The 25,963-nt window shown below is 41.6% G+C and carries 29 protein-coding genes; 22 read left to right on the top strand and 7 right to left on the bottom strand.

Annotation, left to right across the window (positions count from 1 at the left end):
- Positions 1 to 16: 16 nt before the first annotated feature.
- Together MUO14_RS14480 and MUO14_RS14485 are read left to right on the top strand one after the other, a co-directional pair.
- Positions 17 to 1,120 carry a nitric oxide synthase oxygenase gene (locus tag MUO14_RS14480; RefSeq protein WP_396265617.1) on the top strand — a complete coding sequence of 368 codons (1,104 nt, stop codon included), beginning with the start codon at positions 17 to 19 and terminating at the stop codon, positions 1,118 to 1,120.
- 89 nt (positions 1,121 to 1,209) lie between these two features.
- A complete protein-coding gene (locus tag MUO14_RS14485; protein ID WP_244751356.1) occupies positions 1,210 to 1,941 on the top strand; it encodes a class I SAM-dependent DNA methyltransferase in 732 nt (243 codons plus the stop codon).
- 88 nt (positions 1,942 to 2,029) lie between these two features.
- Here the strand turns inward: MUO14_RS14485 and MUO14_RS14490 are convergent, their stop codons facing one another.
- Positions 2,030 to 2,812, bottom strand: coding sequence for a carbon-nitrogen family hydrolase (locus MUO14_RS14490; RefSeq protein ID WP_244751357.1), 783 nt, complete (start codon positions 2,810 to 2,812; stop codon positions 2,030 to 2,032).
- 120 nt (positions 2,813 to 2,932) lie between these two features.
- Here MUO14_RS14490 and MUO14_RS14495 point away from each other — a divergent pair, with 120 nt between their 5' ends.
- The 7 genes from MUO14_RS14495 (at position 2,933) to MUO14_RS14525 (ending at position 9,983) form a co-directional block, all read left to right on the top strand.
- Positions 2,933 to 4,678 (top strand): sensor histidine kinase, encoded by a 1,746-nt coding sequence (locus tag MUO14_RS14495; RefSeq protein WP_244751358.1) that lies wholly within the window; start codon positions 2,933 to 2,935, stop codon positions 4,676 to 4,678.
- On the top strand, positions 4,675 to 5,403 hold the full coding sequence (locus MUO14_RS14500) for a LytR/AlgR family response regulator transcription factor (protein ID WP_244751359.1): 729 nt from the start codon (positions 4,675 to 4,677) through the stop codon (positions 5,401 to 5,403). Before MUO14_RS14495 ends, MUO14_RS14500 begins: the two co-directional genes overlap by 4 nt.
- Before the next feature lie 433 nt (positions 5,404 to 5,836).
- Entirely contained in the window at positions 5,837 to 7,276 is a 1,440-nt protein-coding gene (locus MUO14_RS14505; RefSeq protein WP_244751360.1) for a carbon starvation CstA family protein, read from the top strand.
- A 112-nt stretch (positions 7,277 to 7,388) separates the two neighbouring features.
- A complete protein-coding gene (locus tag MUO14_RS14510; protein WP_244751361.1) occupies positions 7,389 to 7,826 on the top strand; it encodes a GNAT family N-acetyltransferase in 438 nt (145 codons plus the stop codon).
- 14 nt (positions 7,827 to 7,840) lie between these two features.
- Positions 7,841 to 8,719 (top strand): diacylglycerol/lipid kinase family protein, encoded by an 879-nt coding sequence (locus MUO14_RS14515; RefSeq protein ID WP_244751362.1) that lies wholly within the window; start codon positions 7,841 to 7,843, stop codon positions 8,717 to 8,719.
- A gap of 105 nt (positions 8,720 to 8,824) precedes the next feature.
- The gene (locus MUO14_RS24480; protein ID WP_304654185.1) at positions 8,825 to 9,481 is read left to right on the top strand and encodes a lytic transglycosylase domain-containing protein; all 657 of its coding nucleotides are present in this window, start codon (positions 8,825 to 8,827) and stop codon (positions 9,479 to 9,481) included.
- A 157-nt stretch (positions 9,482 to 9,638) separates the two neighbouring features.
- Positions 9,639 to 9,983: an ASCH domain-containing protein gene (locus MUO14_RS14525; RefSeq protein WP_244751363.1), complete on the top strand. Its 345-nt coding sequence runs from the start codon at positions 9,639 to 9,641 to the stop codon at positions 9,981 to 9,983.
- A gap of 67 nt (positions 9,984 to 10,050) precedes the next feature.
- On the opposite strand, the gene MUO14_RS14530 is transcribed toward MUO14_RS14525, so the two are convergent.
- Positions 10,051 to 10,590 carry an NADPH-dependent FMN reductase gene (locus MUO14_RS14530; protein WP_244751364.1) on the bottom strand — a complete coding sequence of 180 codons (540 nt, stop codon included), beginning with the start codon at positions 10,588 to 10,590 and terminating at the stop codon, positions 10,051 to 10,053.
- Between the two features lie 169 nt (positions 10,591 to 10,759).
- Between MUO14_RS14530 and MUO14_RS14535 the strand changes: the two genes are divergently transcribed.
- The 13 genes from MUO14_RS14535 (at position 10,760) to tilS (ending at position 21,276) form a co-directional block, all read left to right on the top strand.
- Positions 10,760 to 11,038 (top strand): YkvA family protein, encoded by a 279-nt coding sequence (locus tag MUO14_RS14535; RefSeq protein WP_244751365.1) that lies wholly within the window; start codon positions 10,760 to 10,762, stop codon positions 11,036 to 11,038.
- A gap of 75 nt (positions 11,039 to 11,113) precedes the next feature.
- Positions 11,114 to 11,530 carry an organic hydroperoxide resistance protein gene (locus MUO14_RS14540; protein WP_304654186.1) on the top strand — a complete coding sequence of 139 codons (417 nt, stop codon included), beginning with the start codon at positions 11,114 to 11,116 and terminating at the stop codon, positions 11,528 to 11,530.
- A 273-nt stretch (positions 11,531 to 11,803) separates the two neighbouring features.
- Complete coding sequence (locus MUO14_RS14545; protein ID WP_244751366.1) at positions 11,804 to 12,088, top strand: iron-sulfur cluster assembly accessory protein; 285 nt, start codon at positions 11,804 to 11,806, stop codon at positions 12,086 to 12,088.
- Positions 12,089 to 12,331: 243 nt separating this feature from the next.
- Positions 12,332 to 13,930, top strand: coding sequence for a gamma-glutamyltransferase family protein (locus tag MUO14_RS14550; RefSeq protein ID WP_244751367.1), 1,599 nt, complete (start codon positions 12,332 to 12,334; stop codon positions 13,928 to 13,930).
- Positions 13,931 to 13,942: 12 nt separating this feature from the next.
- Positions 13,943 to 14,524 (top strand): chromate transporter, encoded by a 582-nt coding sequence (locus MUO14_RS14555; RefSeq protein WP_244751368.1) that lies wholly within the window; start codon positions 13,943 to 13,945, stop codon positions 14,522 to 14,524.
- Complete coding sequence (locus tag MUO14_RS14560) at positions 14,521 to 15,054, top strand: chromate transporter (protein WP_396265618.1); 534 nt, start codon at positions 14,521 to 14,523, stop codon at positions 15,052 to 15,054. The genes MUO14_RS14555 and MUO14_RS14560 overlap by 4 nt, the downstream gene beginning before the upstream one ends.
- Positions 15,055 to 15,120: 66 nt before the next feature.
- Entirely contained in the window at positions 15,121 to 15,732 is a 612-nt protein-coding gene (locus MUO14_RS14565) for a metal-dependent hydrolase (RefSeq protein ID WP_244751369.1), read from the top strand.
- A gap of 210 nt (positions 15,733 to 15,942) precedes the next feature.
- On the top strand, positions 15,943 to 16,662 hold the full coding sequence (locus MUO14_RS14570; protein ID WP_244751370.1) for an NmrA family NAD(P)-binding protein: 720 nt from the start codon (positions 15,943 to 15,945) through the stop codon (positions 16,660 to 16,662).
- 211 nt (positions 16,663 to 16,873) lie between these two features.
- Positions 16,874 to 17,443 carry a nucleotidyltransferase domain-containing protein gene (locus MUO14_RS14575; protein WP_244751371.1) on the top strand — a complete coding sequence of 190 codons (570 nt, stop codon included), beginning with the start codon at positions 16,874 to 16,876 and terminating at the stop codon, positions 17,441 to 17,443.
- 32 nt (positions 17,444 to 17,475) lie between these two features.
- On the top strand, positions 17,476 to 18,789 hold the full coding sequence (locus MUO14_RS14580; RefSeq protein ID WP_244751372.1) for a DUF2254 domain-containing protein: 1,314 nt from the start codon (positions 17,476 to 17,478) through the stop codon (positions 18,787 to 18,789).
- 126 nt (positions 18,790 to 18,915) lie between these two features.
- A complete protein-coding gene (locus MUO14_RS14585; RefSeq protein WP_244751373.1) occupies positions 18,916 to 19,731 on the top strand; it encodes a DUF368 domain-containing protein in 816 nt (271 codons plus the stop codon).
- A gap of 74 nt (positions 19,732 to 19,805) precedes the next feature.
- Positions 19,806 to 20,123 (top strand): thioredoxin family protein, encoded by a 318-nt coding sequence (locus tag MUO14_RS14590; protein ID WP_244751374.1) that lies wholly within the window; start codon positions 19,806 to 19,808, stop codon positions 20,121 to 20,123.
- 133 nt (positions 20,124 to 20,256) lie between these two features.
- On the top strand, positions 20,257 to 21,276 hold the full coding sequence (gene tilS / locus MUO14_RS14595; RefSeq protein ID WP_244751375.1) for a tRNA lysidine(34) synthetase TilS: 1,020 nt from the start codon (positions 20,257 to 20,259) through the stop codon (positions 21,274 to 21,276).
- A 77-nt stretch (positions 21,277 to 21,353) separates the two neighbouring features.
- Here tilS and MUO14_RS14600 read toward each other — a convergent pair whose 3' ends face one another.
- From MUO14_RS14600 to MUO14_RS14620, 5 genes are read right to left on the bottom strand one after another with little or no spacing between them, the layout of a single operon-like run.
- Positions 21,354 to 21,998: a TVP38/TMEM64 family protein gene (locus MUO14_RS14600; RefSeq protein ID WP_244751376.1), complete on the bottom strand. Its 645-nt coding sequence runs from the start codon at positions 21,996 to 21,998 to the stop codon at positions 21,354 to 21,356.
- Positions 21,995 to 22,960, bottom strand: coding sequence for an ABC transporter ATP-binding protein (locus MUO14_RS14605; protein ID WP_244751377.1), 966 nt, complete (start codon positions 22,958 to 22,960; stop codon positions 21,995 to 21,997). Before MUO14_RS14605 ends, MUO14_RS14600 begins: the two co-directional genes overlap by 4 nt.
- Positions 22,960 to 23,757: an ABC transporter permease gene (locus MUO14_RS14610; RefSeq protein ID WP_244751378.1), complete on the bottom strand. Its 798-nt coding sequence runs from the start codon at positions 23,755 to 23,757 to the stop codon at positions 22,960 to 22,962. Before MUO14_RS14610 ends, MUO14_RS14605 begins: the two co-directional genes overlap by 1 nt.
- Positions 23,757 to 24,644: an ABC transporter permease gene (locus MUO14_RS14615; protein WP_244751379.1), complete on the bottom strand. Its 888-nt coding sequence runs from the start codon at positions 24,642 to 24,644 to the stop codon at positions 23,757 to 23,759. The genes MUO14_RS14610 and MUO14_RS14615 overlap by 1 nt, the downstream gene beginning before the upstream one ends.
- A complete protein-coding gene (locus tag MUO14_RS14620; RefSeq protein ID WP_244751380.1) occupies positions 24,595 to 25,833 on the bottom strand; it encodes an ABC transporter substrate-binding protein in 1,239 nt (412 codons plus the stop codon). The genes MUO14_RS14615 and MUO14_RS14620 overlap by 50 nt, the downstream gene beginning before the upstream one ends.
- Positions 25,834 to 25,963 lie beyond the last annotated feature (130 nt).

Here is a 25,963-nt window from a genome sequence, read left to right on the forward strand (position 1 = left end):
TAAAATGAGGGCAATCATGAATACAGGAGGCATCTCTGTTTTGAGTACTGGTTTATGGCAGGAGGCTGAAACGTTTATTCGTCAGTGTTATGTGGAACTTGGTAAGTCGAATGAACAAATAGATGAAAGACTAAGAGAAGTGAAAGAGCTTATAGATCGCACGGGAACCTATCATCATACGTATGAAGAACTTGAATATGGTGCTAAAGTTGCCTGGAGAAACAGCAATCGCTGCATTGGGCGTTTGTTTTGGGAAGGTTTGAAAGTGTTTGACCAGCGTAACATTGAAGATGAAGAGGGGATTCGTAATGCTCTCTTGACCCATATGGACTATGCGACAAATGGAGGTAAAATCCGCTCCACCATCTCAATCTTTAAACCGAAGCGGCAAGACAAGGAGATTCGCATATGGAATCATCAACTCGTTCGATATGCCGGCTATGAGGAAGAGTACGGAATGGTAGGAGATCCAGCTTCCGTTGAATTCACAAAGAAGTGCCAAGAGTTAGGTTGGCGAGGAGAAGGTGGAAGATTTGATGTTCTGCCGCTTGTTATACAAATCGATGGCCGTCAGCCAAAGTGGTTTGATATACCAAAAGAAAAACTGCTCGAGGTTTCGCTTCATCACCCTGATTATGAGTGGTTCGAGGATCTTGGGCTAAAATGGTATGCCGTTCCGTTTATTTCTGATATGTGCCTTGAAATTGGAGGCTTGGATTATACTGCGGCTCCTTTTAATGGATGGTATATGGGTACGGAAATAGGGGCACGTAATTTAGCTGATGAATTTCGTTACAACTTGCTGCCGACAGTTGCTGAGGCGATGGGATTGGATACAAATCGAAACAGCTCCCTTTGGAAAGATCGTGCGCTTGTAGAGCTGAACCAGGCTGTGCTCTATTCTTATAAAGCTGCCAAGGTGAGTATCGTCGATCATCATACCGCTGCCCAGCAGTTTCAACTTTTTCAAAATAAAGAAGTGAAGTGCGGACGGGAAGCGACGGGGGATTGGACATGGTTGATCCCACCGATGTCGCCAGCCGCAACGAACATCTTTCATCAGTCGTTTGAAGATCGGATGGATACACCGAATTACTTTTATCAAGAAAAAGCATTTTGAGTGGAAAGTCCTTTATTTTCTTCAGGACTGCTCACGATTTTGATAACATATCCGCTAAAATCAGAATATGTACGCTTAAGGAGGTCCCCATGGAATATAAAGGCCCGTCAGCATACGATAATGAGCAGTTTTTGGATAACTTTTTAGCAAGGAGAAATCGTGAAGAGAGTCCTAATAATACGATGGAACACCCTGCTTTCATGAAATTTCTTGGCGATGTCAGTCAAAGGAAGATTCTTGATCTCGGATGTGGGGATGCTCAATTTGGTGTAGAGTTATTGGAACAGGGATGTGCTTCATATGAGGGAGTAGAAGGGTCAAGTAAAATGACGGACCAAGCGAGGAGTACGCTTGGTCAACTAAAAGGAAAAGTATTTCACTCGTCCATGGAAGATTGGGATTATCCTCACGATCATTATGATGTGATCATTTCAAGAGTTTCCTTCCATTACATAGAAAAGCTGCAACCTGTTTTTAAGAAAATTCATCAATCTCTTCGTGAAAATGGCAGGTTTGTTTTCAGCGTTCAGCACCCAGTACTAACCTCTTCCCAAGTGAGTGCCGAGCAATCCTCTAAAAAGTTTAATTGGGTAGTCGATAATTATTTTGAATGCGAAAAGCGTGTGGAGCCATGGATTAATGAGAAGGTAGTAAAGTATCATCGAACATTTGAAGAATATTTCAGATTAGTAAAAGGTGCCGGATTTAAGATTGATGATGTGAGTGAGTGTACACCAAGGCGAGACAACTTTAATAGCGAGGAAGAGTATGAGAGACGGAAGCGTATTCCGTTGTTCCTTATCTTTGCTTGCCAAAAATGAAAAAAGCCCGTTGACGGGCTTTTTCTAATTTTGGTGCCAAATTTTTAATAATTGAGTTTCGCCGCGATTTTTAGAAAATAGTCGCGAATCACTTATAAAGGTCTGGCCGCCGATCTTGGAAAATAGGAATTTGATCGCGGATTGCCTCTACTCTTGTAAAGTCAACCTCAACCATCAAGATTTCCTCTTCTTCGCCTGCTTCACCAACAACGGTCCCCCATGGATCCACGACGATCGAATGGCCGCCGAATTCATTGTTAGGGTCAGCTCCAACCCGGTTGCAGGCAATAACAAAGCATTGGTTTTCAATGGCGCGACTGATTAATAAATGGCGCCAATGCGCAACACGTGGTTTTGGCCATTCGGCGACAACAAACAGTCCGCGAGCTCCTTCAAGCATGTGGGTACGGATCCATTCAGGGAAACGAATATCGTAGCAGATCACCCCTGCCACAGGTGTTTCGCCTAACTGAAAGTTCCCTTGCTGATTACCAGACTTCAAATATTTCTCTTCATCCATTAATCGGAACAGGTGAGCTTTTCGATACTTCATACAGCGCTCACCATTTTCGTCATAGACGACAAAGGTATTGTAAAAATCCTCCCCATCCCGTTCGGCAATTGAGCTTGCAATCATAACTTTATGATTCTCGGCTAATTCGGCTAGCAGCTGATGGGTGGGTCCATCGAGTTTTTCTGCAATTTTGTCAAAATGGCTTAAATCATAGCCTGTTGTCCACATCTCTGGAAGAAGAATGACTTCACCGCCTTTTGCTACAGCTTCTTTAATGTGTGCACGGACATTCTTGCGGTTCATAGCAGGATCCCCATAAGCGATGTCCATTTGGATAATTGCTAAATTAGTTGTCATCGTTTCACCTCTTTCCATTAGTTTACCAGAAAATGACCATTGGTTCTTTATTTGTATGAAAAACTGACAGCCATGCTAAAATAAAAGCATGAACTATCAAAGAGAAAGGCGGAGAAGACTATGTTTGAGCTGCTTTTGCCAATGCTTGAACGTTTGGGGATTATTGTAACAGTGGCCTTTATCGTTACTCGATTTCGGTTTTTTCGTGAGCTCATCGATCAAAAGACACTTGATCGCCCTCAGCAATATATGGCGGTCGTGTTCTTCGGGTTGTTTGGGATTATTGGAACATACACAGGAATTACTTATGATATTAGTTCATTTGAGTATAGCAGCTGGGCAATCAATCTCGGTGAGTCGGAAGCGCTTGCTAATTCACGTGTGATCGGGGTGGTTGCTGCCGGTTTGTTTGGCGGCTACCGTATTGGCGTGGGAGCAGGTTTGATTGCCGGCCTCCATCGGATTTCACTTGGCGGGTTTACTGGAATTGCGTGTGGAATCTCAGCAGTGATAGCGGGTTTGATTGCCGGATTTTTTCATAAAAAAGATCAGCCCCTTAAATTGAAGACGGCATTAATGGTTGGGGCGCTGGCTGAGACCGTACAAATGGCAGTTATTCTAATCATTTCAAATCCATTTGCTCGTGCCTGGGATCTTGTGCAGGAGATAGGCTTGCCAATGATTGTGGCGAATGGGGTTGGATCGGCCTTGTTCTTGCTTATTATTCGGAATGTGTTGAATGAAGAAGAAAAAGCAGGTGCGATTCAAGCGCAAAAAGCGCTCAAGTTAGCAGAATCGACGGTTTCCTATTTGCGTAAAGGTCTAACGGTGGAATCAGCACAAAAAGCCTGTCAGATCATTTACGATGAGGTGGGCGTCCGGGCGATTTCAATGACGGATCAAGAGAAAATCCTTGCTCATGTCGGAGAGGCAGATGATCATCACAATTCTGGTGAAGGGATACAGACGCGTGCGACAAAAGATGTCATTCATACAGGAGACCTCATTGTAGCCCGTCATGAGGATATCAATTGTAGCGAGCCAAACTGTCCGTTAGGGGCTGCTGTGATTGCACCGCTTAAAAGGAGGCAGGAGGTCGTCGGGACACTGAAGTTTTATGTACGCTCTGAGAAGGACGTGTCGAATGTACTGCTTGAGCTGATACAGGGCTTGAGCGCCCTGCTAGGTCAGCAGCTCGAAATTGCGGAGGCGGAGAAAGCGCGTGAATTGGCACGTGAAGCTGAAGTGAAAGCACTTCAAGCTCAAGTAAATCCCCACTTTCTGTTTAATTCATTAAATGTCATTGTTTCACTCACCCGAACAGAGCCTGATCGTGCAAGGTCATTGCTGATAGCCTTGTCTAAGTTCTTTAGGCAAAACCTTGGAGCAACTACGAAAACGTGGACATCTCTAAAAGAAGAGCTGCAGCATGTGAAGTCTTACTTAACCATTGAAGAGACACGATTTGTCGATAGGCTTCATGTACAATATGATGTGGATCAGCGTGCGCTAGATATGAAAATTGCCCCGCTAACACTTCAACCATTAGTGGAAAATTGTATTAAGCATGGCATAAAGGACCAGCAAGAAGATTGTGAAATCATTGTACGAATTAAAAGTGTAGAAGAAGGTGTGAAGATTTCCATCATGGATAACGGAACAGGGATTGATCAAGACCGATTGAAGACACTCGGAAACCAAGAGGTAGAGTCTGAGAAAGGAACAGGTCTCGGTTTGTTTAACGTGAATAAACGTCTCGCCTATATGCATGGGGAGCGTTCGACGTTGCGGATTATAAGTGCACCTGGAGAGGGTACTGAAATATCCTTCTTTCTATATGAAAAAGAAGAGGAGGTTTCTGCATGAGTATTCGTGCCGTAGTCGTTGATGATGAACGTTTCAGCCGTGAGGAGCTTATCTTTTTAATAGAACGTTACCCTTCCATTGAGGTTATAGGGGAGGCTGATTCTGGTGAAGTGGCGTTAATGAAGACGATCCAATTGCAGCCGGATGTGTTATTTCTTGACGTCGAAATGCCAAAAATGGATGGAATGGAGGTAGCAAAGTCTGTTCGGGAGTTAAAGAAGGTGCCTGAAATTGTGTTTGCGACCGCCTATTCGGACTTCGCTGTTGAGGCATTTCGTCATAATGCGGTTGATTATTTATTAAAGCCGTTTGATGAAGAGCAGTTATCACACACAATCGAGAGACTGGAGAAGAAATTAATAGGCCAGAAGAGTTATCAAGAGAAAACTTGGATGCCGACAAAATTGGCGGTGGAAGAAGATGGCGATATTCGTTATCTTGATCCTAACGACATTTTATATGTTTACAGGGAAGGAAGGGTGACGAAGGTCGTTGGAAAGGCCAGAAGCTATGAGATAAATTGGGCGCTTAAAGATATAGAGGCAAGACTTACGCCTTTTTCATTTTTTCGGATTCATAAAAGCTATCTCGTTAATCTTAATTACATCGACAGGCTTACCCCGTGGTTCAATGGTGCTTACCACCTGGAGCTGAAGGGGCATGAGGAAAAGCTATCTGTTAGCCGCAACTATGTAAAAAACTTAAGGAACCAATTAGAGCTATAGAGGATATTCAAAAAGTCACTAATAGAAACCGGTCGTACGTTGAGGGCACTGAAAAGTCTGAAAAAGGAGATGGCCCACTCCATTATTGTATAGCCGAGCCTATGACAGCTAAGAACTTTAAGCTACACGTTAAGCATGTACGAGTGATAATGTACACCAATGATTGTGGGAACCTTTAACAAGTGACTTCTTATTACAGGACTCACCTATCACGATCTAATAGGCGGTTCCGTTCGTCTCTTTTTTTAAAAACGGGACTCATTCCTTATAGAAATGAACAAACATCACTTTTTCAGCTGCTTCCGTACGTTGGACCAGTTTTTTTACATGTTAACACTTATTTTCGACATGTTGAACATAAATTAACCTTATGAAAACGTTCTCTTGCTATGATAGTGAAAACGATTACAAATCTAGTGAGGGAGGAACCATCGTGGTTACATTTCTTGTCAGTATTGCACTTTTAATTATAGGCTATTTTACTTATGGTAAATACGTTGAGAAGGTTTTCGGAGTGAACACGGACCGACAGACCCCTGCTTTCACACACAGTGATGGTGTGGATTACCTGCCGATGTCAGAGAAAAAGAATTCCCTTATCCAGTTGTTGAATATTGCTGGTGTAGGCCCGATTTTTGGACCGATCTTAGGGGCTCTATATGGTCCAGTTGCGTTTCTGTGGATTGTGTTCGGAGCTATTTTTGCCGGAGCCGTTCACGATTATTTAACCGGCATGATTTCGATTCGCAATCGAGGTGCTCATTTACCCGAGTTAGCTGGTAAATTTCTTGGAAAAGTGATGAAACACGTCGTTAATGCTTTTTCGATTCTTTTACTTGTGTTAGTCGGTACGGTATTTGTAACAGCACCTGCAGATTTGCTGTACAGTTTGACTAGCAGTTGGTTGACTCTTCCGATTATTTTAGTTGCTATTTTCGCTTATTATTTACTAGCAACCCTACTGCCCATTGATAAAATTATCGGCAGATTCTATCCGATTTTCGGCGCTCTTTTACTTATTAGTGCTATCGGTGTGGGGGCGGCTTTGGTTTTCACAGGCGCACCGATCCCGGAAATATCGTTAACTAATATGCATCCTGATAACGCGCCGATTTTCCCTTTGTTGTTTTTGACAATTTCATGTGGGGCTTTGTCTGGCTTTCATGCTACACAAACACCGATCATTTCCCGGACAACACAGCGGGAAAAGCAAGGGCGTCGAATTTTTTACGGTATGATGATTACCGAAGGAATTATTGCAATGATTTGGGCGGCGGCAGCGATGAGCCTGTTTAATGGTCCGACTGGGTTGAACGACGTACTTGCAAATGGAGGACCTGCGGCGGTCGTAAGTGAAGTGTCTGTTGCGATGCTTGGAGCTGTTGGTGGTACACTTGCTATTCTTGGCGTTATTGTTTTACCAATTACCTCAGGTGATACAGCGTTCCGTAGTGCACGTATGATTATTGCTGATTATATTAAAGTTTCTCAGAAGAAGGTATTGAGCAGAGTATGGATTGCCCTGCCAATGTTCGTGATCTCTTTTGCCTTAACAAAAATTGACTTTACGTTACTGTGGAGATACTTCTCCTGGGCGAACCAGTCGACAGCCATGATTGCCTTATGGGTCGGAGCCATGTATTTATTCCTAGCACGTAAAAATTACTGGATCGCTGCTATCCCCGCCACGTTTATAACGATGGCAACGTTCACGTATATTCTTAATGCACCCATTGGATTTGGACTAGCATTAAACCTATCTTATGTGATTGCAGCAGTGATTACTGTCATTATCGTAACAGCTTTCTTTGTGGCAGCACGACGTAGACTGATTCAAAACATTCCCCTTGAAGATGATCTGAAGTCAGCTTAATCTAAACGGAATATAACCACCAGGTCTGTGTACCTGGTGGCTTCTTTTTTTAGAAACAGGCATAGACAACTATGGAAAAGGGTATGAGATGATTAGATTGGGAGGGATTCGGATGCCAGCTATTATACGTCAGCCTAAAGAAAAAGATCTCATGCATTTAACCCGTTATGCCATCGAATTTCCCCAACCATCCAACCTGAAAAATAATGAATGGATGAGAGAACGGAAATTTTGGGCAGCAGATCGCCTACTCGACGATGATGATGTGAAAAAACTATTAATTGCTGAGTCCGGGGGCAAAATGGTTGGTTACATATATGGGGTCATTCATGAGCAAAAGGATGGCGAAATTCAGGAAATCTATGTCGATGAGTTTTACCGTCGAGAAGGTATTGGAACATGTTTATACCAGGCACTCGTTGACTGGATGAGCGAAGAGGGGACGGAGGTAGTAAACTTATCTGCTCCAGTTGGGTCTGAAAAAATAGAAAAGTTGATGACATCGTTAGGGTTTAAGCCTGTTGGGAAGGTCTATCAGAAATACTTATGAAAGAAGGTAGTTTTATGAAGGCTATGTTAATCGTGAATCCTTCTTCAGGTAAAGAAGAAGCTGTAGATTACGTAAAACAAATCGAAGCTATTTTGCAAAATAAGGGGTATGAAATAAAGACCGTCCAAACGGAGAAAGAGTTTGATGCGACCAAGTTTTGTCAAAACGCCTGCCAAGAAAAATTTGATCTGATTGTTTCACTTGGCGGAGACGGAACACTAAATGAAACGATTAATGGTTTGGTTGATCAACAGCACCGTCCGAAACTAGGAATTATTCCTCTAGGTACAGTAAATGACTTCGCCAGAGCTTTGCAAATCCCTCTAGATCCAGAAGAAGCGATCAAGGTTTTACAATCAGATCTAACGAAAAAAGTGGACGTGGGTCGCTTCAATGATCAGTACTTTGTTAATATTGTTGCCGTTGGTGCGCTTGCAGAAGCAAGTTATGATGTGACCCCTGAGCAAAAAACGAAATTTGGTACGCTAGCTTATGTCGTGGAGGGGTTGAAAACATTGGCTTCGACCCAAACCTACCCACTTCGGATTGAACACGACGAAAAAGTGTGGGAAGGTGATTCTTTTCTTTTTCTAGCAGCGTTAACCAACTCGACGGCGGGATTTGAAAAGCTCTCTCCGCAAGCCAAAGTAAATGATGGATTGTTGCATTGTTATATAATAGAAAATGTAAACATGATCCGAATGGCCTCGATTGCTTCATCTATGGTAAGAGGGGAATTAAGGAATCAGAAGGACGTAGAGTATTTCACTGCAGGGAAGTTGAACATCGCATCACCAGAAGATCTTGTGACAAATGTTGACGGAGAAGAAGGGGATCGGCTGCCCGTTTCCATTGAAGTAAAACCACAGCATATTGAAGTCATTATAGATTAAACTGGAATGCCGTAGTTTGTGTAAAAGGAAAATTTTTCAGTATGATATTGTTACTTTATCTTGCTTCTTGTAAAATTAAGTTAATCAATTCTACGAGGTGAACGCATGGACTTTAACAATATCCGTTTTATGATCCAAATGCAGGGGATGTCGACATTGAGTGGGGGATCGGCATCTTCGTTCAATCATTCAGTAAGTGATACGGCCTTTCAAAGTATTTTACAGTCAGTTATGTCTGACCAGCCTCCAAGTAGTCTAGTTGTAAATAATAGTTCTAACTTCACAAACTTTAATGCGTTTAGGCAGCAGCCGTTACATATTCAATATCAAACGCCTCCGGTAATTTCTCAAGCCCCGGTTCAAGCTCCTGAAGTAAAAGTGAAAGTGGACAACGAGCCAATTGAAGCACTTATAAAGGAAGCTTCCGAGAAATATGGTGTCAGCGAGAACTTAATTCGTTCCGTCGTTAAGGCAGAATCGAATTTCAACCCCGATGTAGTCAGCCATGCAGGCGCTCAGGGGCTTATGCAGTTAATGCCGGCAACTGCTAGGGGATTGGGTGTCATAGATCCATTTGATCCAAGACAGAATCTTATGGGTGGGACAAAATATTTAAAACAAATGCTCGATCGATACGATGGTAACTCTACACTCGCCCTAGCAGCATACAATGCTGGTCCGGGAAATGTCGATAAATATGGAGGAGTTCCACCGTTTGAGGAAACACAGAACTATGTGAATAAAGTATTAGGCCTTGCCTAAAAAAGCTAACCTTCTACGTGATTTATAGCACGTCAGGGAGGTTCGTTTTATTTAAACAAAAAAGTACGATCACGGATTAGACTTTAGAGGACAACTTACTTGGGAGAAATCTACTTTTAGCTCAAGAAAAATGTACATAGTTTAGGAGGGGTGTTAAATGGAGCATGCTATGAAATTATACGAGAATCCTTTTCGCTTAATGAGAGAAGGGAAGAAACATGTAGAGGTACGTTTGAATGATGAAAAAAGGAGAAAAGTTAAGATTGGCGATGTCATTGAATTTAGGAGCCTTTCAGAAAGTAGCAGCACAATGAGAACGGAGGTCATAAATCTTCAATCATATCCAACGTTTCAAGAGATGTATGAGCACATTCCAAGCGAGGATTTGGGAGTGGAAGCTTTGTCCTTGGAGGAAATGGTGAATAGCACGTATGAAATTTATACCCCAGAACAAGAAAAGCAATGGGGTGCTTTAGCTATATCGATTCAACCTTTGAGATAAATAAATATGTAAACGAAGCGAACCAAGGGGAAGTGACTTGGTTCGCTTTTGTTCGATCTCGGTGTTTCTATATATGCTGACTCATTTGGATGTATCGATCGAATACTTTAGTCATTTCCTTTAAGCGATTGTGCACATCCTCATCAATGAGCTCCCCATTAGTAGAGAAGTGGTTCGTGTGCGTATAAACATAATTAGGTGTCACCAGACAGCGGAAATAGTCAAGAATCGGCTTAAGCTGGCTCTCGATGACTAAATGATGCTGTAATGTACCACCGTTTGCTACAATGGATACAGGTTTATACCGCATAGCCAAAGGTGAAACGGCATCAAAAAGGTTTTTCAATGTTCCGGGAATAGATCCTTGGAAAATGGGCGTGGCAATGACATAAGCATCTGCTTTTTCCATTTCACTTATCAGCTTTTGCATATCTTCATTATATTGATCAAACGGACGACCATCTACGAATTGCATCTCATAATTTTCTAAATTAATGATAGTCGTCTCGTATTTGTTTTCAAGTTGGCTTATATATATTTGGATTTCTTCCAATAACGTTTTTGTTTTCGTTCCAACGATGGTGCCGTTAAGTAATAAGACCTTCATGGCCAGTTTTCTCCCCTTTAATCTTCCAAGTTTGGGCACGTTTTTTAAAAATGTTTTTCAACCATTATGTTAAATCATACGTTTCAAATAAGCAATTGTGACTATAGGTGTAAGGGTGGTTGGTAAGAGGGTATAGTATAATAAATGACTAGCAAGAGGTGCAATTGTAATGAGAAGAATATGGAGAAGAATAAAGTTTTTATTCAATATACGAAAATCGGTACCGTTTTTACTGAGCTTTTTTCGTTCACACGAAGTAGCAAGAAGTAGTAAAGTGACTGCTGTTTTACTTATGATCGGTTACCTCCTATTTCCCTGGGATGTGATCCCTGATTTCCTAGTGATCTTTGGTCTGGTCGATGACGTGGCCGTTTTAACTTTTATTTTACAGCAAATCGTAAAAATGGCACCTTCATCTTTAAAGAAAGAATATGATATGGAGGAATAAAAAGGTTTAAAAGCACAGCTTTTGAGGAACATAAAGGTTGTGTGATCATTATAAATAATCAAGGAGTGGTTGATAGTGAGTAATGTAATGTTTACAGCACATGCTACAGCAAAAGGCGGACGTGAGGGTCACGTTAAATCTGATGATGGTTTAATCGATCTGAATCTCGTACAACCAGGTAGCGGCAATGAACAAGGATCTAACCCTGAACAATTATTTGCAGCTGGATATTCTGCTTGCTTTGATGGTGCTCTTAACTTAGTTGCAAGTAAGAAAAAGAAGGACATCGATTCTGAGATAACTGCAGATGTCAGTTTACTAAAAGATGAGTCAGATGGCGGCTTTAAGGTAGGAGTCGTTCTGAACGTGAGTGTTAAAGGGGTTTCCCAGGAGGAAGCAGAAGGACTTGTAGAGGAAGCACATCAAGTTTGCCCTTATTCAAAAGCGACACGTGGAAACATTGATGTAGAGCTAAATGCTAAAGCTGTATAATTAAATGTTAAATGAATCCAGGATTTTTCTGGGATTCTGAAAAAATAACGATTTTTAAAAGAAGCTAATCACCTAGTGATTAGCTTCTTTTCTATAGCCTTTAAACGATCGGGTTGTCCTTTTTCAAAAGATAAAAAGGAAGTCGTTATACTTTTCTTGATGCTATAATCGTGCTACTTTCAACTTAGCGTATCTAGTGTGGATAGAAAGGTGCCAAAGGTTTGATAATAAATTATAAAGTAATAGTATGTGGTTGAAAGTGAGGACGATTTTATGGAAATAACCGATCAGGCCCGTGATCTGCTTGACCAGCTACTCGAGGATGAAGAGGCAAGTTGTTTGCGTTTGTTCTTTGCAGGCTTTGGCTGTGGTGAACCTGATATTGGGATGACGTTAGCTGAACCTGAAGCGGATGATGAGCTTCATCATATTAATTCGATACCTGTGGCTATCGATCAAAAGATTATTCATTTAACAGAGAAACTGACTATTGAAGGAAAACAAACGATGGAAGGGCCTAAATTTCAAATGCTCGGGCTCCCTGAAAAGGACTGTTAGTAGAAGCTACTGCTTGGACAGTAGCTTTAATTTTGTGTGTGGGACCAGCGGTTTGTGAAAAGATCATGCTGTTATGGATTCTATATCAAGGATTCTTCCCAAAAGCTCAGGGGATTCTGCCCTAAATGTTGATGATTCTGTCCATCGCCATAAAAATTCTTCTGAAAACCCCGGAGATTCTTCCCTACCCCAAAAGTCGAGATTTGAGATAGTGAGCATATTAAACAGGAAAGGGTGATGTGAATGTTATATAATCCATATCCCTCCACAAGACTGACAACTTACGGGACTAAGGGAATGGTCGCCACCTCACAACCTCTCGCTGCACAGGCCGGACTTGATATTTTGAAAAAAGGAGGCAATGCGGTAGATGCTGCCATCGCCACGGCTGCCTGCTTAACTGTTGTTGAGCCCACATCCAACGGAATTGGCGGCGATGCTTTTGCCTTAGTTTGGATGAAGGATCATTTGTATGGATTGAATGCAAGTGGTCCAGCGCCTCAATCGATTTCTATTAATGCTGTGAAGGAAAAAGGCTATAAATCCATGCCGACGCACGGTTTTATCCCTGTTACTGTTCCTGGAGCACCAGCGGCATGGGCAGAGCTCTCCGATAAATTTGGAAAACTTGATTTTAAAGAGTTGCTTGCCCCTGCTATTGCTCACGCGGAGGAGGGGTATGCGTTAACTCCCATTCTCGCAAAGTACTGGGAAAAGGCATACAATCAATATAAAGAGAAGCTGACCGATGAGCTATTTTCGAATTGGTTTGAGACATTTGCGCCAAATGGCCGAGCCCCTAAAGTTGGGGAGATTTGGTCTTCTTCTGATCACGCTAAAACATTAAGAGAACTCGCCGAAACGAAGTCGGAATCCCTCTATAATGGTCATTTAGCTGATCAAATAGATAGTTACTCAAGAAAGCATGGAGGGTTTTTGCGAAAACAAGATTTGCAACGATACAAATCCAAGTGGGTGGAACCCATTTCGGTAAATTACCGGGGCTACGACGTGTGGGAGGCCCCACCAAACGGGCAAGGACTTGTTGCATTAATGGGCTTAAATATGACGAAGCGTTTCCAGTTTGAATCAACATTGAATATGGAGGACTATCATAGGCAGATTGAGGCATTGAAGCTTGCATACAGTGATGGTCATAAGCATATAGCTGAAAAAGGAAATATGAAATATTCCGTCGATGATCTTCTATCCGATAACTATGGGGAAAAGCGTGCAAATCAAATCGGTGATGAAGCGGTCCTTCCGAAAGCGAGTGAACCTTCCAGTGGTGGGACGGTGTATCTTGCTACGGGGGACGCTGAAGGAAACATGGTATCGTTTATTCAAAGTAATTATGAAGGGTTTGGGTCAGGTCTGGTTGTACCTGGAACTGGAATTGCTTTGCAAAACCGTGGCCATAACTTTTCGATGAATCCAAAGCATGTGAACGCACTTGAAGGTGGTAAACGGAGCTTTCATACCATCATTCCAGGCTTTTTAACAAAAGATAGTAAACCCGTGGGACCATTTGGAGTCATGGGTGGATTTATGCAGCCACAAGGCCATATGCAAGTGGTCAGTCATTTGATCGATTGTCAGTTAAATCCACAAATGGTCCTAGATGCTCCCAGATGGCAGTGGACAAAAGAAAAGGAAGTTCTTATTGAGCCTGACTTTCCTAACCACATTGCTCAAGGATTAGAGAGAAAAGGACATCATATTCGCGTGGAGCTGGATACAGGCCGCTTCGGACGTGGGCAAATTATCTTAAGAAATAATGAAACAGGTGTCCTGGCTGGCGGTACGGAATCACGTACGGATGGAACGATTGCTGTTTGGTAAAGGAATGAGAGCATGAAAACACAATGGCATTTATTCGTCGCCTTTTTCCGAGTAGGGATGCTTGGTTACGGGGGAGGCCCAGCTTCCATCCCGCTCGTTCATAAAGAGGTTGTTGGAAAATATCAATGGATGGATGATTCGGACTTTGGTGATTTATTGGCGCTTGCAAATACGCTGCCTGGGCCGATTGCTACGAAAATGGCAGGTTATATCGGTTATCGGGTAAGTGGCTGGATCGGTCTCATTAATGCGGTGATGGCTGTGATGATCCCCACCATCTTCTTAATGATTGTTTTATTAGGATCCTTAACATCAGTTCAAGGGGGCGGCTGGGTAGAAGGTATGACGAATGCTGTCATGCCTGTTGTTGGTGTAATGATGGCTGTGTTAACATGGCAATTTTTCAATAAAGCTAGAAAAGGAATGGGCTGGGTACAGACGATTCTATTCACTGTAGTTGCCCTTATTTTATTGGAACTGTTACATGTACACCCTGGTATTATTATTGCGGCTTTATTAGCTGCGGCTATCCTTCGCAAGGAGCCGAAGGATGAAGACGAGAAGGGTGCTGTGAAAGGAGGGGATGAAGGATGATCTTATATTGGAAAATCTTCGTCGCCTTCTTTATTCCAGGTGTGTTAGGCTATGGCGGTGGGCCCGCTTCGATTCCGTTAGTAGAAAATGAAGTCGTGGGCCGCTATGGGTGGATGAACGTCCAGCAGTTTAGTGAAGTGTTAGCTTTGGCAAATTCCTTACCAGGTCCAATTGCCACGAAATTAGCTGGTTATATTGGGTATGAACAGGGTGGAATCCTTGGAGCGGCCATTGGTGTATTCGCTACAGTTGCTCCTTCCTTAATCATTATGGTCTTTTTACTTGGTCTGTTATATAAATATAAGGATTCGCCCAAAGTACAGCGCATGACATTATATGTCCGCCCGGCCATAGCTATTTTACTTGGACTGATAGCTTACCGATTCTTTGCAGAGTCACAAGCGCAAATTGGTTGGATTCAAATGCTGTTGATTGCAGGAAGCAGCTACTTGCTAATTGAGCGGATGAAGGTCCACCCCGCCTTTGTGATTCTTATCTCACTAGTTTACGGTGGTTTGTTTTTAGGATAGGATGAAAAGAGCCTTGATCTATTGTGAGCAAGGCTCTATTTTTATTATGATGAGAGGTTTGACAACATGATGGCACCAGGGCACCAAGTCGTCGGCTTTACATGTGGAGTAGTAGCGATGACACTTTTACCCAAACTAGCTTTTCTGCCACAAACACCGTTACAAACGATTTTGTTCTTCGCTTTTGTTTTATTTGGGGCGCTGCTTCCTGATATCGATACACCACGTTCAACGCTCGGAAAAAAGTTTTGGAGAATACTAATGCTCATTCTGTTAGCGGTGTTCCTCTTGTATTTATTTTCACCTGGGTTTTTCGATGTGTATCGTGATGAGTTGAAAATCTTTGTTATATTCATGCTCCCTCTTCTCATTATGGTTCGTAGTCACAGGAAAATGACACACTCCTTTTTATTTGTTTTGCTATTAGGATTATATAGTTACTTAATTGATTACTTTTTTACTGTACCGTCCTATTATTTTCTCGGTATAATGATAGGAACATTATCTCACCTGTTGGGAGACGTGGTTACATGTAAAGGAATCCCCCTATTGTACCCCCTTACAAAAAAGCATTTTCGATTTTTCCTGACCTTTAAAACTGGGTCACAAATCGAGAAAATTATTGTTTTCGCTTTGAGCATCTGGAACATTTGGTTTCTTATGACCCAATTTTTCTAAACTTCCATCGCTAGAAGGATTAGAAAAGCCAGTTATAGTGTATATACTAAGCATAATGAATTTTGGAAGGGGTACTAACATCATGTTGATTACAGGAGTGACTAGTCATGTCGGTAAAGAACTTGCATACTGGTTATTGAGAAATAATATTTCTTTTCGAGCAGTATCGAGAACCCCCTCTATAATAGAGCACCAATTTAGGGGGAGGCTGTGGAGTGTAAACAGCTTGATTTTAACGATCCTGCTACGTATGATAATGCCTTCCGCGGTATGAAAAGTATGTTTCTACGACGTCCAGCAAAGGTTTCCCAGGTAAGTGATATGAAACGACTGTTATTAGCTGCTAAGCAGGCAGGTGTGAAGAAGATCGTTTATTTGTCCCTCTTAGGGTCTGAGAAGATGCCATTTCTTCCAGATCGGAAAATTGAGAAGCTGATTATGAACATGGGGTTTGAGTTTACATTTCTCCGTTCTAGTTTTTTTATGCAAAATTTACTCACTCAACATTTAGAAGACATACGCGATCATCATCAAATTTATGTTCCTGCTGGAAATGGGAAGTTAAGCTTTATTGATGCTCGTGACGTAGCTGAAATAGCCTTTCTATCCCTGATCCATACAGGGTTCCAAAATAACTCCTTTAAGCTGACGGGAAGCCAGTCGCTAACGTACTATGAAGTGGCTAAAATTCTTTCGGAAGAACTTGACTTCAACGTTAATTATATAAATCCAACAAAACATGAGTTTTTGAAACGATGTAAACAGCGTGGTCTCTCTGATGCTCATACTTCATTATTGGCAAACACCTATACAGCTGCAAAGAATGGTTTCTTTAAACGTATGAGATTGGACTCAAGGCGAATATTGCAACGTGATCCAAGGTGCCTGTGGGAGTTTGTACGAGGTTATAAAAGTATATTTAGCTATTAAAAGGAGTGCCTGACTGAACAGGCACTCTTCCTTTTACAATTCTTTCTTTTTAAAGGAGGTTGTTCAAAAAGTCACCAAATGATCAACGGCGAATTTATTCGTTGCTCGATTTTTCCGGTCCTTATGTATGAAAGTGCCCTTTTTGGCTTTTCGTTTGTGATATGTGTTCATTTTTAGGGAATGATAGGATTATGGAAAGGGGTGGAATAGAGTGTTTGATCGCTGTTTACAAGTGAAGGATTTCATGAGGGATTATAATGGAAAGTGGATGGTGGCAGGTGGTTGGGCAATTGACTTACATATAGGGGAAGAGACACGTGAGCATGAGGATATTGAGGTGGCCGTTTTTCGTGATGAACAGACAGATTTAGCCTCTTTATTAGCTGATTGGGATATCTATATCGCTCAAGAAGAGCGGAAGAGGGAGTGGGATTTAAACGACCCAATTGAACTTCCGGTTCACGAAATTCATGCATCACGTCAAGATGGTGAGAAGCTGGAAATTTTACTTAATGAGAGAAATAGAGGGAGATGGGTTTATAGGAGAGAACCTAATCTCTCATTTCCATTATCCATGATGAATCTTCAATCCGAACAAGGGATTCCGTATTTAAATCCTGAAATTGTTCTTTTATATAAAGCTAAACACACGAGGGATAAGGACCATGATGATTTCAATTACGTTTTCCCTCATTTGAACGAGCATCAAAAGGAATGGCTGAAGCAGGCACTTATGCATTCCCAACCGACTCATCCTTGGCTTGAAAAGCTTTTATATTAAAGATGATTTACTAAATCAAAGGGGGAGTTTTTTTGAACAGGGAAAGGGCATGGATTCATATACGGGACAGCTTTTGGTTTCTGCCAACGATTTATAGTATCCTATCGATTATTTGTGTATCCCTGGTGACAATGGTCGATTTATGGATCATCCCTAAAGTGAAAGAAAATATACCATCTATCTTATTAATGAACACCAGTGCTGCTCAAACGCTTTACGGCTCATTAATTACTTCGATTCTAACGATGACAACGATTAGCTTTTCGACTATAATGGTTGTCCTGACTACTTACTCGACACAATTTTCTCCACGTACACTGCAGGATTTTATGAAAAGCAGGGTAACTCAGCATGTTCTTGGTGTTTTCTCATTTGGATTTATCTTTGTGATCATAAATTTGCTTCTTATGGGAAGTGAACAGAGTAAAGAACTTATTAGTCCATTCCTAACGGTCATTGTTTCGATTGTGTGTTTGGCTTTTTTCATATTATTTATTCATCATTCTTCAAGGTTCGTTCAAGTTAATAATTTAATCGGTACTATTCGATCAAGTACCTCCAAAGTGATCAAAAAGACATATGAAGCGAAGAATTACTACGAGTTCAGCGATTGGAATGAACAAGTGATCAGAGAACGTAAGAAAAAAAGGAAAAAGATAATTTACGCGAGGGAATCTGGTTATGCACAAACCGTTGGAATTCCATCCTTAATTGAGTGGGCGAGCAAAAGAGATACACTTATTGAAGCTGACTTTTTTGTTGGCAGCTATCTTCAAAAAGGAATGCCAGTCTTTTATTGCTGGAGTGATACGGAGGAAGAGGAAGCGTTAGAAGGCTGTCATGATTATTTGCTGATTGGCAACGAGAGAACAGATCTTCAAGATATTGAATTTTCGTTACAGAAACTGGTTGAAATTGCTGTTAAAGCAATCTCTCCTAGTACCAATGACCCTCATACAGCTGTGAACTGCATTAACCGGATTGGTTCTTTATTAGCTGAACTTGGGGCAGTTTATGAACCCATCCGTTATTTTGCAGATGGAAACAAAGAATTATGCCTTATAATGGAACCAATAGCGTATGAAGAATACCTTTATAAAAGCTTCTATCAAATACGCATATACGGGAGTCAGGACATATCTGTCATGAATGGCGTGCTGGAAGCATTATATAAAGTGGCAGTGGTAAATGATGATACTGTTAAAGGAGACGTCTGGGAGTTTGGAGTGTATATGATGAAAGCTGTTCATACCGAGCAGCTTGATGAGTTAGATTTCAAGCACTTTAAACATCAAGTTGAAAAATTGGCTGATTCATGCAACGAGACGATTTCTTTTCAAAGATAAAACATAAGCCTGTGGGGGGTCTACAGGCTTATTTTCTTTGCAAAGTGAATATAGTGGATATATGCTAATACATATTTGATAAAATAGAAAAAGATGTGACTTTAAGGTATAAAGGGGATCGATGTTATGTGGCATTGGAAAAATATTTACCGTGGTATGATTATGGGGGCAAGTGATGTTGTGCCTGGTGTGAGCGGAGGTACGATCGCTGTTGTTCTCGGGATTTATGACCAGCTTATCGAAGCAATTAATGGCTTTTTCAGTAAAGAGTGGAGAAGGCACCTGAAGTTCTTAATACCCCTTGGCATTGGTATTGGAACATCTATTCTATTATTAGCTAATTTGATTGAGTGGCTGTTTGAACACCACCCTGGGCCAACGAAATACTTTTTCTTAGGTCTTATTATTGGCGTCATTCCTTACTTAACACATAAGGCAGATATGAAAAATAGCTTTAAAAGCAATCACTATGTGCTGTTATTGATAGGAGCTGTGTTGGTAGGGTCTATGGCATTCTTTCAAACTTCAGAGTCAGCAGTTATAACGAACCTCACCTTCGGATCTTATGTGATGCTGTTTTTCTCAGGATGGCTTGCAAGTAGTGCGATGATTGTCCCCGGTATTAGTGGCTCATTCCTTTTATTGATTATCGGGATGTATAGTACAATCATTAATGCGGTGGCTAACTTAAATTTCGGCGTTATATTGGTCGTTGGTTTGGGTATCTTATGCGGGATTATTTTCATGAGTAAACTCATTGAATTTTTCCTGGAGAACTATACATCAGGCACATTTGCTTTAATTATTGGGTTAGTTGTTGGTTCAATCTTTGTTATTTTCCCGGGCATACCTGGAGACCTCGGAACGTGGCTTTTAAGTATAATCACTTTAATAAGTGGGCTGCTGTTTGCCTGGTTCCTTGGTCGCGTTGAATACTCGTGAGCGGATGAAAAGACATAAATAGGTAAATCACGTATGATAAGGTTAGATTTTTATAGAAAAAGGAGAAGTGTTGCATGGAGTCTATTCATACAAACGAAACATTTCAAGGCGTAATTGAGAGTAAGCAGCCTGTGATTGTCAAGTTTCAGGCAGATTGGTGTCCAGATTGTCGTCGAATGGATATGTTTATTGGGGATATCCTTAAGGAATTTAATAACTATAAATGGTATGATGTGAATAGAGATGAACTGCCAGAGATTGCTGATAAATATGAGGTTATGGGGATTCCTAGTCTCTTAATTTTTCAGGAGGGGGAGAGAACAGCTCATTTGCATAGTGCGAATGCAAAAACTCCTGAAGAGGTTGAGGAGTTTTTACAAGCTAGCTTGTAATAGAGCGTTCACATGGTAGTACCCATGTGAACGTTTTTTGTAAGTATAAAAGAAAGCGCTATTATATGAATGAACTATTTGTGGGACATATGCTGATAAGGGGGTATTTGATCTGTCGAAACGATTATTGCTGGTGGGAGCGGGCCATGCTCATATTGATGTAATTCGTTCCATGAAGGAGCAGCCTATCGATGATGTTGAGGTATGCTTAATTTCGCCTTCTGAATACTTCTATTATTCGGGGATGTTCTCAGGCTATACGGAAGGAGTCTATTCTCTTGAAGAGATACGGCTTGATTTAAAGAAATTGACTCAAGATGCGGGCATCCATTTTATTAGGAAGAGAGCTTCACGTGTATATCCGAACTTCAAAAAACTTTTCTGCCGGGGCGGCGCTGTATACCCATTTGATATGATTAGTTTTGACATTGGTTCCAAACATCTCCCAGATCATTTTGGACATACAGTTGCGCGCTCAATTAAGCCTCATGAACAGTTTGTCGAACAGGTGAATGAATTAAGGAAAACGAGTCACCCTCTTATTGTAGGTGGTGGGGCAGGAGGCTGTGAATTGGCACTTTCGCTGCAAGCCTATAAAGCCAGGGAGCAAATAGATGGGCAGGTTCGCTTGGTCAGCTCATCAAACATCCTCGGTTCTCAGCCAAAAAGAATGTCTAAAAAGCTAAAGTCTATTATGCAGGAAAAAAGAGTTCAATTATGGGAGCGGGAAAGAGTAGAAGAAGTGTATGAAGATTATATTGTGACAAGTGCAAACAATAAAATTAGACATACCGGCGTACTTTGGCTTGGCGGGCCGCTTGCAGATCCCCTGTTTGAAACGTCAGGAATTAAAGTGGACGAAAAAGGGTTTCCACTAGTGAAAGCAACATTGCAGTTTGACAATTATGAGTTTATGTTTGGAGTGGGGGACTGTGTCTCATTAAAGACTAACCCGTATTTAGACAAGAGCGGAGTACACGCTGTCAAACAGGCTCCTATTCTTTATGAAAATTTGCGCCGCTTTGCTGCTGCGGAGGAACTTATAACGTATCAGCCCAGAAGCTTGTTCTTTATCTATTATCAACAGGGATGGAGAAGGCTTTACTACTATATGGCCCTGTGGCCGTTCATAGTAAGAGCACATGGCAGCTGAAAAATAAGATTGATCGTGCATTTATGGATAAGTTTAGATAAAGCGTTTGTTCCTCCAACTTGGAACAAACGCTTTATCTATAAGTTAAGCCAATCCCGGACCTTTTTTCTAAATATAAATGTTATCAGAAGAAGGGCTGTAAAAACGCTGATGGCAATAAGAATGAGGCTGCGCTCACCACTCGCTAAACTTGTGCCAACAAGACTATAAGCAAATGTTCCTGGAAGCATCCCGATGATCGTAGCCGGCACAAAAGAACGTAGTTTCACACGGGCCATTCCAGCCAAATAACTTAAAATATCAAATCCAACGACAGGGATTAAACGAAGAATGAAAACATAAAGAAATCCTTTCTCATTCATTCGTTTGTAAATGGTCTGGGCCCACTTGGTTTCTTGGAATTTGATAACAGAAGCACCGAAGAAATGACCGATAAAGTATCCGGTGATCGATGCACCAGTTGCTCCGATGACAATATAGAGCATCCCAGGCCAAAGTCCATATGCGAAAGCTGCAGCCAACGATAAAATCGAGGTAGGGAGGGCGACGATCGGCCCTATCGTATATAATCCCATAAATAGCAGCGGTCCCCACAAACCGAAGGATAGAATATAATCGCGAATTTGCTCTGGTCTTATATCTAAGTACTGTCTAGCAAGCCATGCAATGACTACAAAGGCGATAAGAAAAATAAGCCCCCGTAGGAGTTTCATTTTATTCATAAGGGATTCCCCATTCTTGTCGAAAAGGAGCAAATTCTTTCTAATGGAAGATAAATAGAAAAGGTGTCTCTATGTTCATTTACTGTGAGCGGTAATGTGATTTTTTCATTTATCTCCTCAATGAAAAGGTGTCCCAGTTTCTGACCTTGGGAGTAGGTAGTGTGGAGAAGTTGTGCCTTAAATGCCCTGTGCTGTTTAACTGGTTCCGTAAGCGTTAACGCACTTATAGGTGAATACTGTTCATTGTTTAAGACGAGATGCCCTTTTAAAAATCTGGCTACAAAAGGGTTGGCGGGCTTTTCATGAATCTCATCTGCTGCCGCAAATTGTTGAAAGATGCCTTCATGAAACAGTGCAATGCGATCTCCCATTAACATCGCTTCTTCCAGGTCGTGGGTCACAAAGACCGCTGTGATCTGATGAGTTTTAAGTAAATCTCTAACCCAATAGCGCAGTTCTTCTCTGAGTTGGGCGTCCAAGCTACTGAACGGCTCATCCAACAGTAAGACTTCAGGCTCCGTAGCAATCGCTCGAGCTAACGCCACACGTTGCTGTTGTCCCCCTGATAATTCAGCTGGGAAGTGGCCCCCATATTCGGATAAACTGATTGCCTGTAATAGTTTCTTCGCTTTGTCTCCTGCATTTTTTCCAGCTACTCTGACACCATACGAAATGTTCTCCTCCACTGTCATGTGAGGAAAGAGTAAAGGTTGTTGAAAAACGAGCCCAATGTTTCTGGCATTTGCCTTACGATCTGTTACATCCTTACCATTAAGCAAGACAGCTCCTGAAGTGACAGGCTCCAAACCAGCCAACATCCGAAGTAAAGTCGTTTTTCCACTTCCAGAAGGTCCAACAATGCTAATCAGTTCCCCTTGTTCAAGTTGAAAATTTACATCCTTCACGATCTCGGTTTTACCGAATCGTTTGTGCAGCTGAGTGACATCAATTACATGGGTCATCATCCATTCCTCCAAGGCTTTCTTGTATAGGGCAATAGAAACAATAATAGTTCAACAACGATGTACATAAAGAAGGGGAGTAGTGCGAACCAAATAGAGAATGCCGCCATTAATGAGGCATCTGCTGTATTTAAGAAGGGGAAGAAGATCATTGGCAATGTAAGAATTCTTCCTCCACCTATAATAGCAGTCGACGCATATTGACTTAAACTAATGACAATCGTTAAAAAGGTGACGCTTCGAATGGCTGGCTTAAGCAGCGGCAACTCAATCGTAAGCAGCTGTTTGAAAGAAGTTGCACCCAGGATAGACGCCTGCTCTAACATGCCGTGACCGAGCTGATTATAGGTATTGTGAAAAATTTTAATACTATAGGGAACTGTAGGAACTAGGTGGATTAGAACAACCCCCATCCATGTATCAGCAAGGCCAATCCGGATCATAAATAAATGAAGTCCCATAGCTACAGCCAAAACAGGGACTAATATTGGCGCTAGGAATAAGGCTTCGAGAAAGGAACGTCCAGTAAAAGAATACAAGGCTAATCCCTTGCCGCTCAAAAGTCCGATCAATAGATTAAAAAGCAATACACAAACACCGATCACTAGCGACCAAAGGGTGGCTTCGGCTATATTTGGGTCAGAAAATAATACCTGATAGCTCTGTAGATTGAATGTTAAGCCTTCCCCTGATTGATAGCGCCAAACCTCACTAAAACTTTGTAGAATTAGAAAGAGGACAGGCCCTATGAACAAAAAGAATAAGAGCAGATAAAACTTGAACTTCATAGATCTCATCATAAACGCCCCCTCATGGCACGCATGCGCCGGCGGTTCATGTAAAAGTATCCAGCTAAAGTGAGTGTTAAAATGACTATGCTTACAAATACCATGGAAGCGAAGGCAAGTGGTCGCTCTTCCAAAATTCCTCCATAAAACCATTGGTAACTTAGCACAGAAATCATTTCCGGAAACGTTGTACCTAAAAGTGCTGGAACTTCATAGGCGGTTAGAGTAAAAGAAAATAAAATTAAAAAGGTTTCGATTAATACAGGCTGAATATGTGGCCATTCGACCGTCCTAAATTGCTCCCAGCTTCTCCCGCCAAGGGTTTTGACTAGATCATAGTAGCTTGTCGGGATCGATGAATAAATAGGCAGGAGCATCAAAATAACAAAAGGAATCTCTTTCCATACGTACGTAATAATGATTCCGAGGCCATAAGGGTCACGCGTGAGAACTGGGAATTGCCCTGTCCCATCTATCCAACCAACAACAAGAAAAATTTGCGCAATCAATCCCGTTTCTGCAAGGAGGAGAATGACTAAGTATCCCCAAACAAAATGAGGGAATAGCATAGGCAGCCATACAGATAAACGGGGGGTGGTTTTATCTAGATAGGTGTGGAAGAGTCGCGTTATGATTAATCCGATAATGATCGCGATTACGGTTGCGACTAGTGACGTTCGTACACTAAAAGCGATGGATGAGAGAAACCGCTCCGATTGGAATAATTGTACATAATAGGTGAATGTGAGTCCTTGGTTCCCGTTAATGCTGCTTCTTACCGCTGCAAACATCCCGTATAAAGGCAAAATTAGAAAAACGAGTGCAGGAGCGAGCAGAAACCACAATTTACTCTTGGACGACTTCATTAAACCACTGTTCTTCCATCCACTCGACATAAGCAGCCTCTGATTCTGGCAGGAAACTCTCTTCTAGTTTTTGCTGGCTAATTACACTATCCCCTCGATCTACCGCCTTAAACTTCTTCCTCATTTCCTCAGACAGCTTTTCTAAACTGATCGGAGTGTTTTCACCCCAATAATTCGGCTTGTATTTGGCCAACTGTGCTTCTGGTGAGAGTAAGTAGTTAATCGTCGTAAGTGCACCTTTCACATTTGGACTGTTAAAAGGAATCGATAGAAAATGGGTGTTACCAATCGATCCGGGTTCCATAACGAACGATTTCGTTGTCTCAGGGAATACCCCTTGCTCAATTAGTGATTCTGCTCGTGCTTCATTGTAACCCATCGTCATCCACACTTCCCCCTGACTGTATAGTTTATCGAGTTCCGTTAATGAGTTAGGATAATGTTCCCCAGAACGCCATAAGTCGGGTTCAATGTTATTTAAATATCCCCACATTTTATTGGCGGTTCCTGAAATCGCTTCTTCATCTAAGGGTTCATTATAAATATCAGAAGGCTGATCAGCTTTCGCATAAAGAACATGTCTTAAAAAGGCATTCCCTGTAAAGTCTGTTGCATTCGGATATGTAAACTTCCCAGGATGAGACTTTATCCATTCCTGTAATTGTGCAAAAGAAGCTGGTGGTTCATCTATTTTGGACTCGTCATAGTGAAAAACAAACTGCACTTTCCCCCATGGAGCTTCCATTCCCTCGACGGGCGTGCCGAAGTCAGTTGTAAGTGCAGGATCATCTGTTTGATAGTACTTATTAAAATTTGGAAGTTTATCAGTAAAAGATCCAGCTAGTAAATTATTTTTTTTGGCATTTTTAAAGTTTTCACCATTGATCCATATGATATCAATGGTCCCGTCCTGTTTGTTTGCTTTCTTTTCCGTCTGAAGCTTTTGCAAAATTTTCACCGTATCCATTGGCACCCGTTCAAGTGTAATGTTGTACTTTTCTTTTAAATGAGGGATGGCCCACTCATCAAGGTATTGGTTGATTCCTTCATCACCGCCCCACATATACAATCGAACGGTCGTCCCGTCAGCCGCTTCTTCAATTTCAGACCATGGTTGGCTAGTGATTTCATCAAAACTGTTTGACGACTGCTCGTTAGTATTCCCACAGCCAATAAGCAGGAAAATGGAAACAAATAAAAGAAAGTAAAAACGTTTCATATTATACCCCCGTAACTATTCCTAGTTTACTATAACCTAAAATAAAACTCTATAATCTATCATACAAACAATTAGACCTGCTGGGAAATGTTAAAGTGCGTGTTCAAAAAGTTGCCAAATTCGCCGTTTA

Source organism: Halobacillus shinanisalinarum, from assembly GCF_022919835.1.
Classification (GTDB): domain Bacteria; phylum Bacillota; class Bacilli; order Bacillales; family Halobacillaceae; genus Halobacillus_A; species Halobacillus_A shinanisalinarum.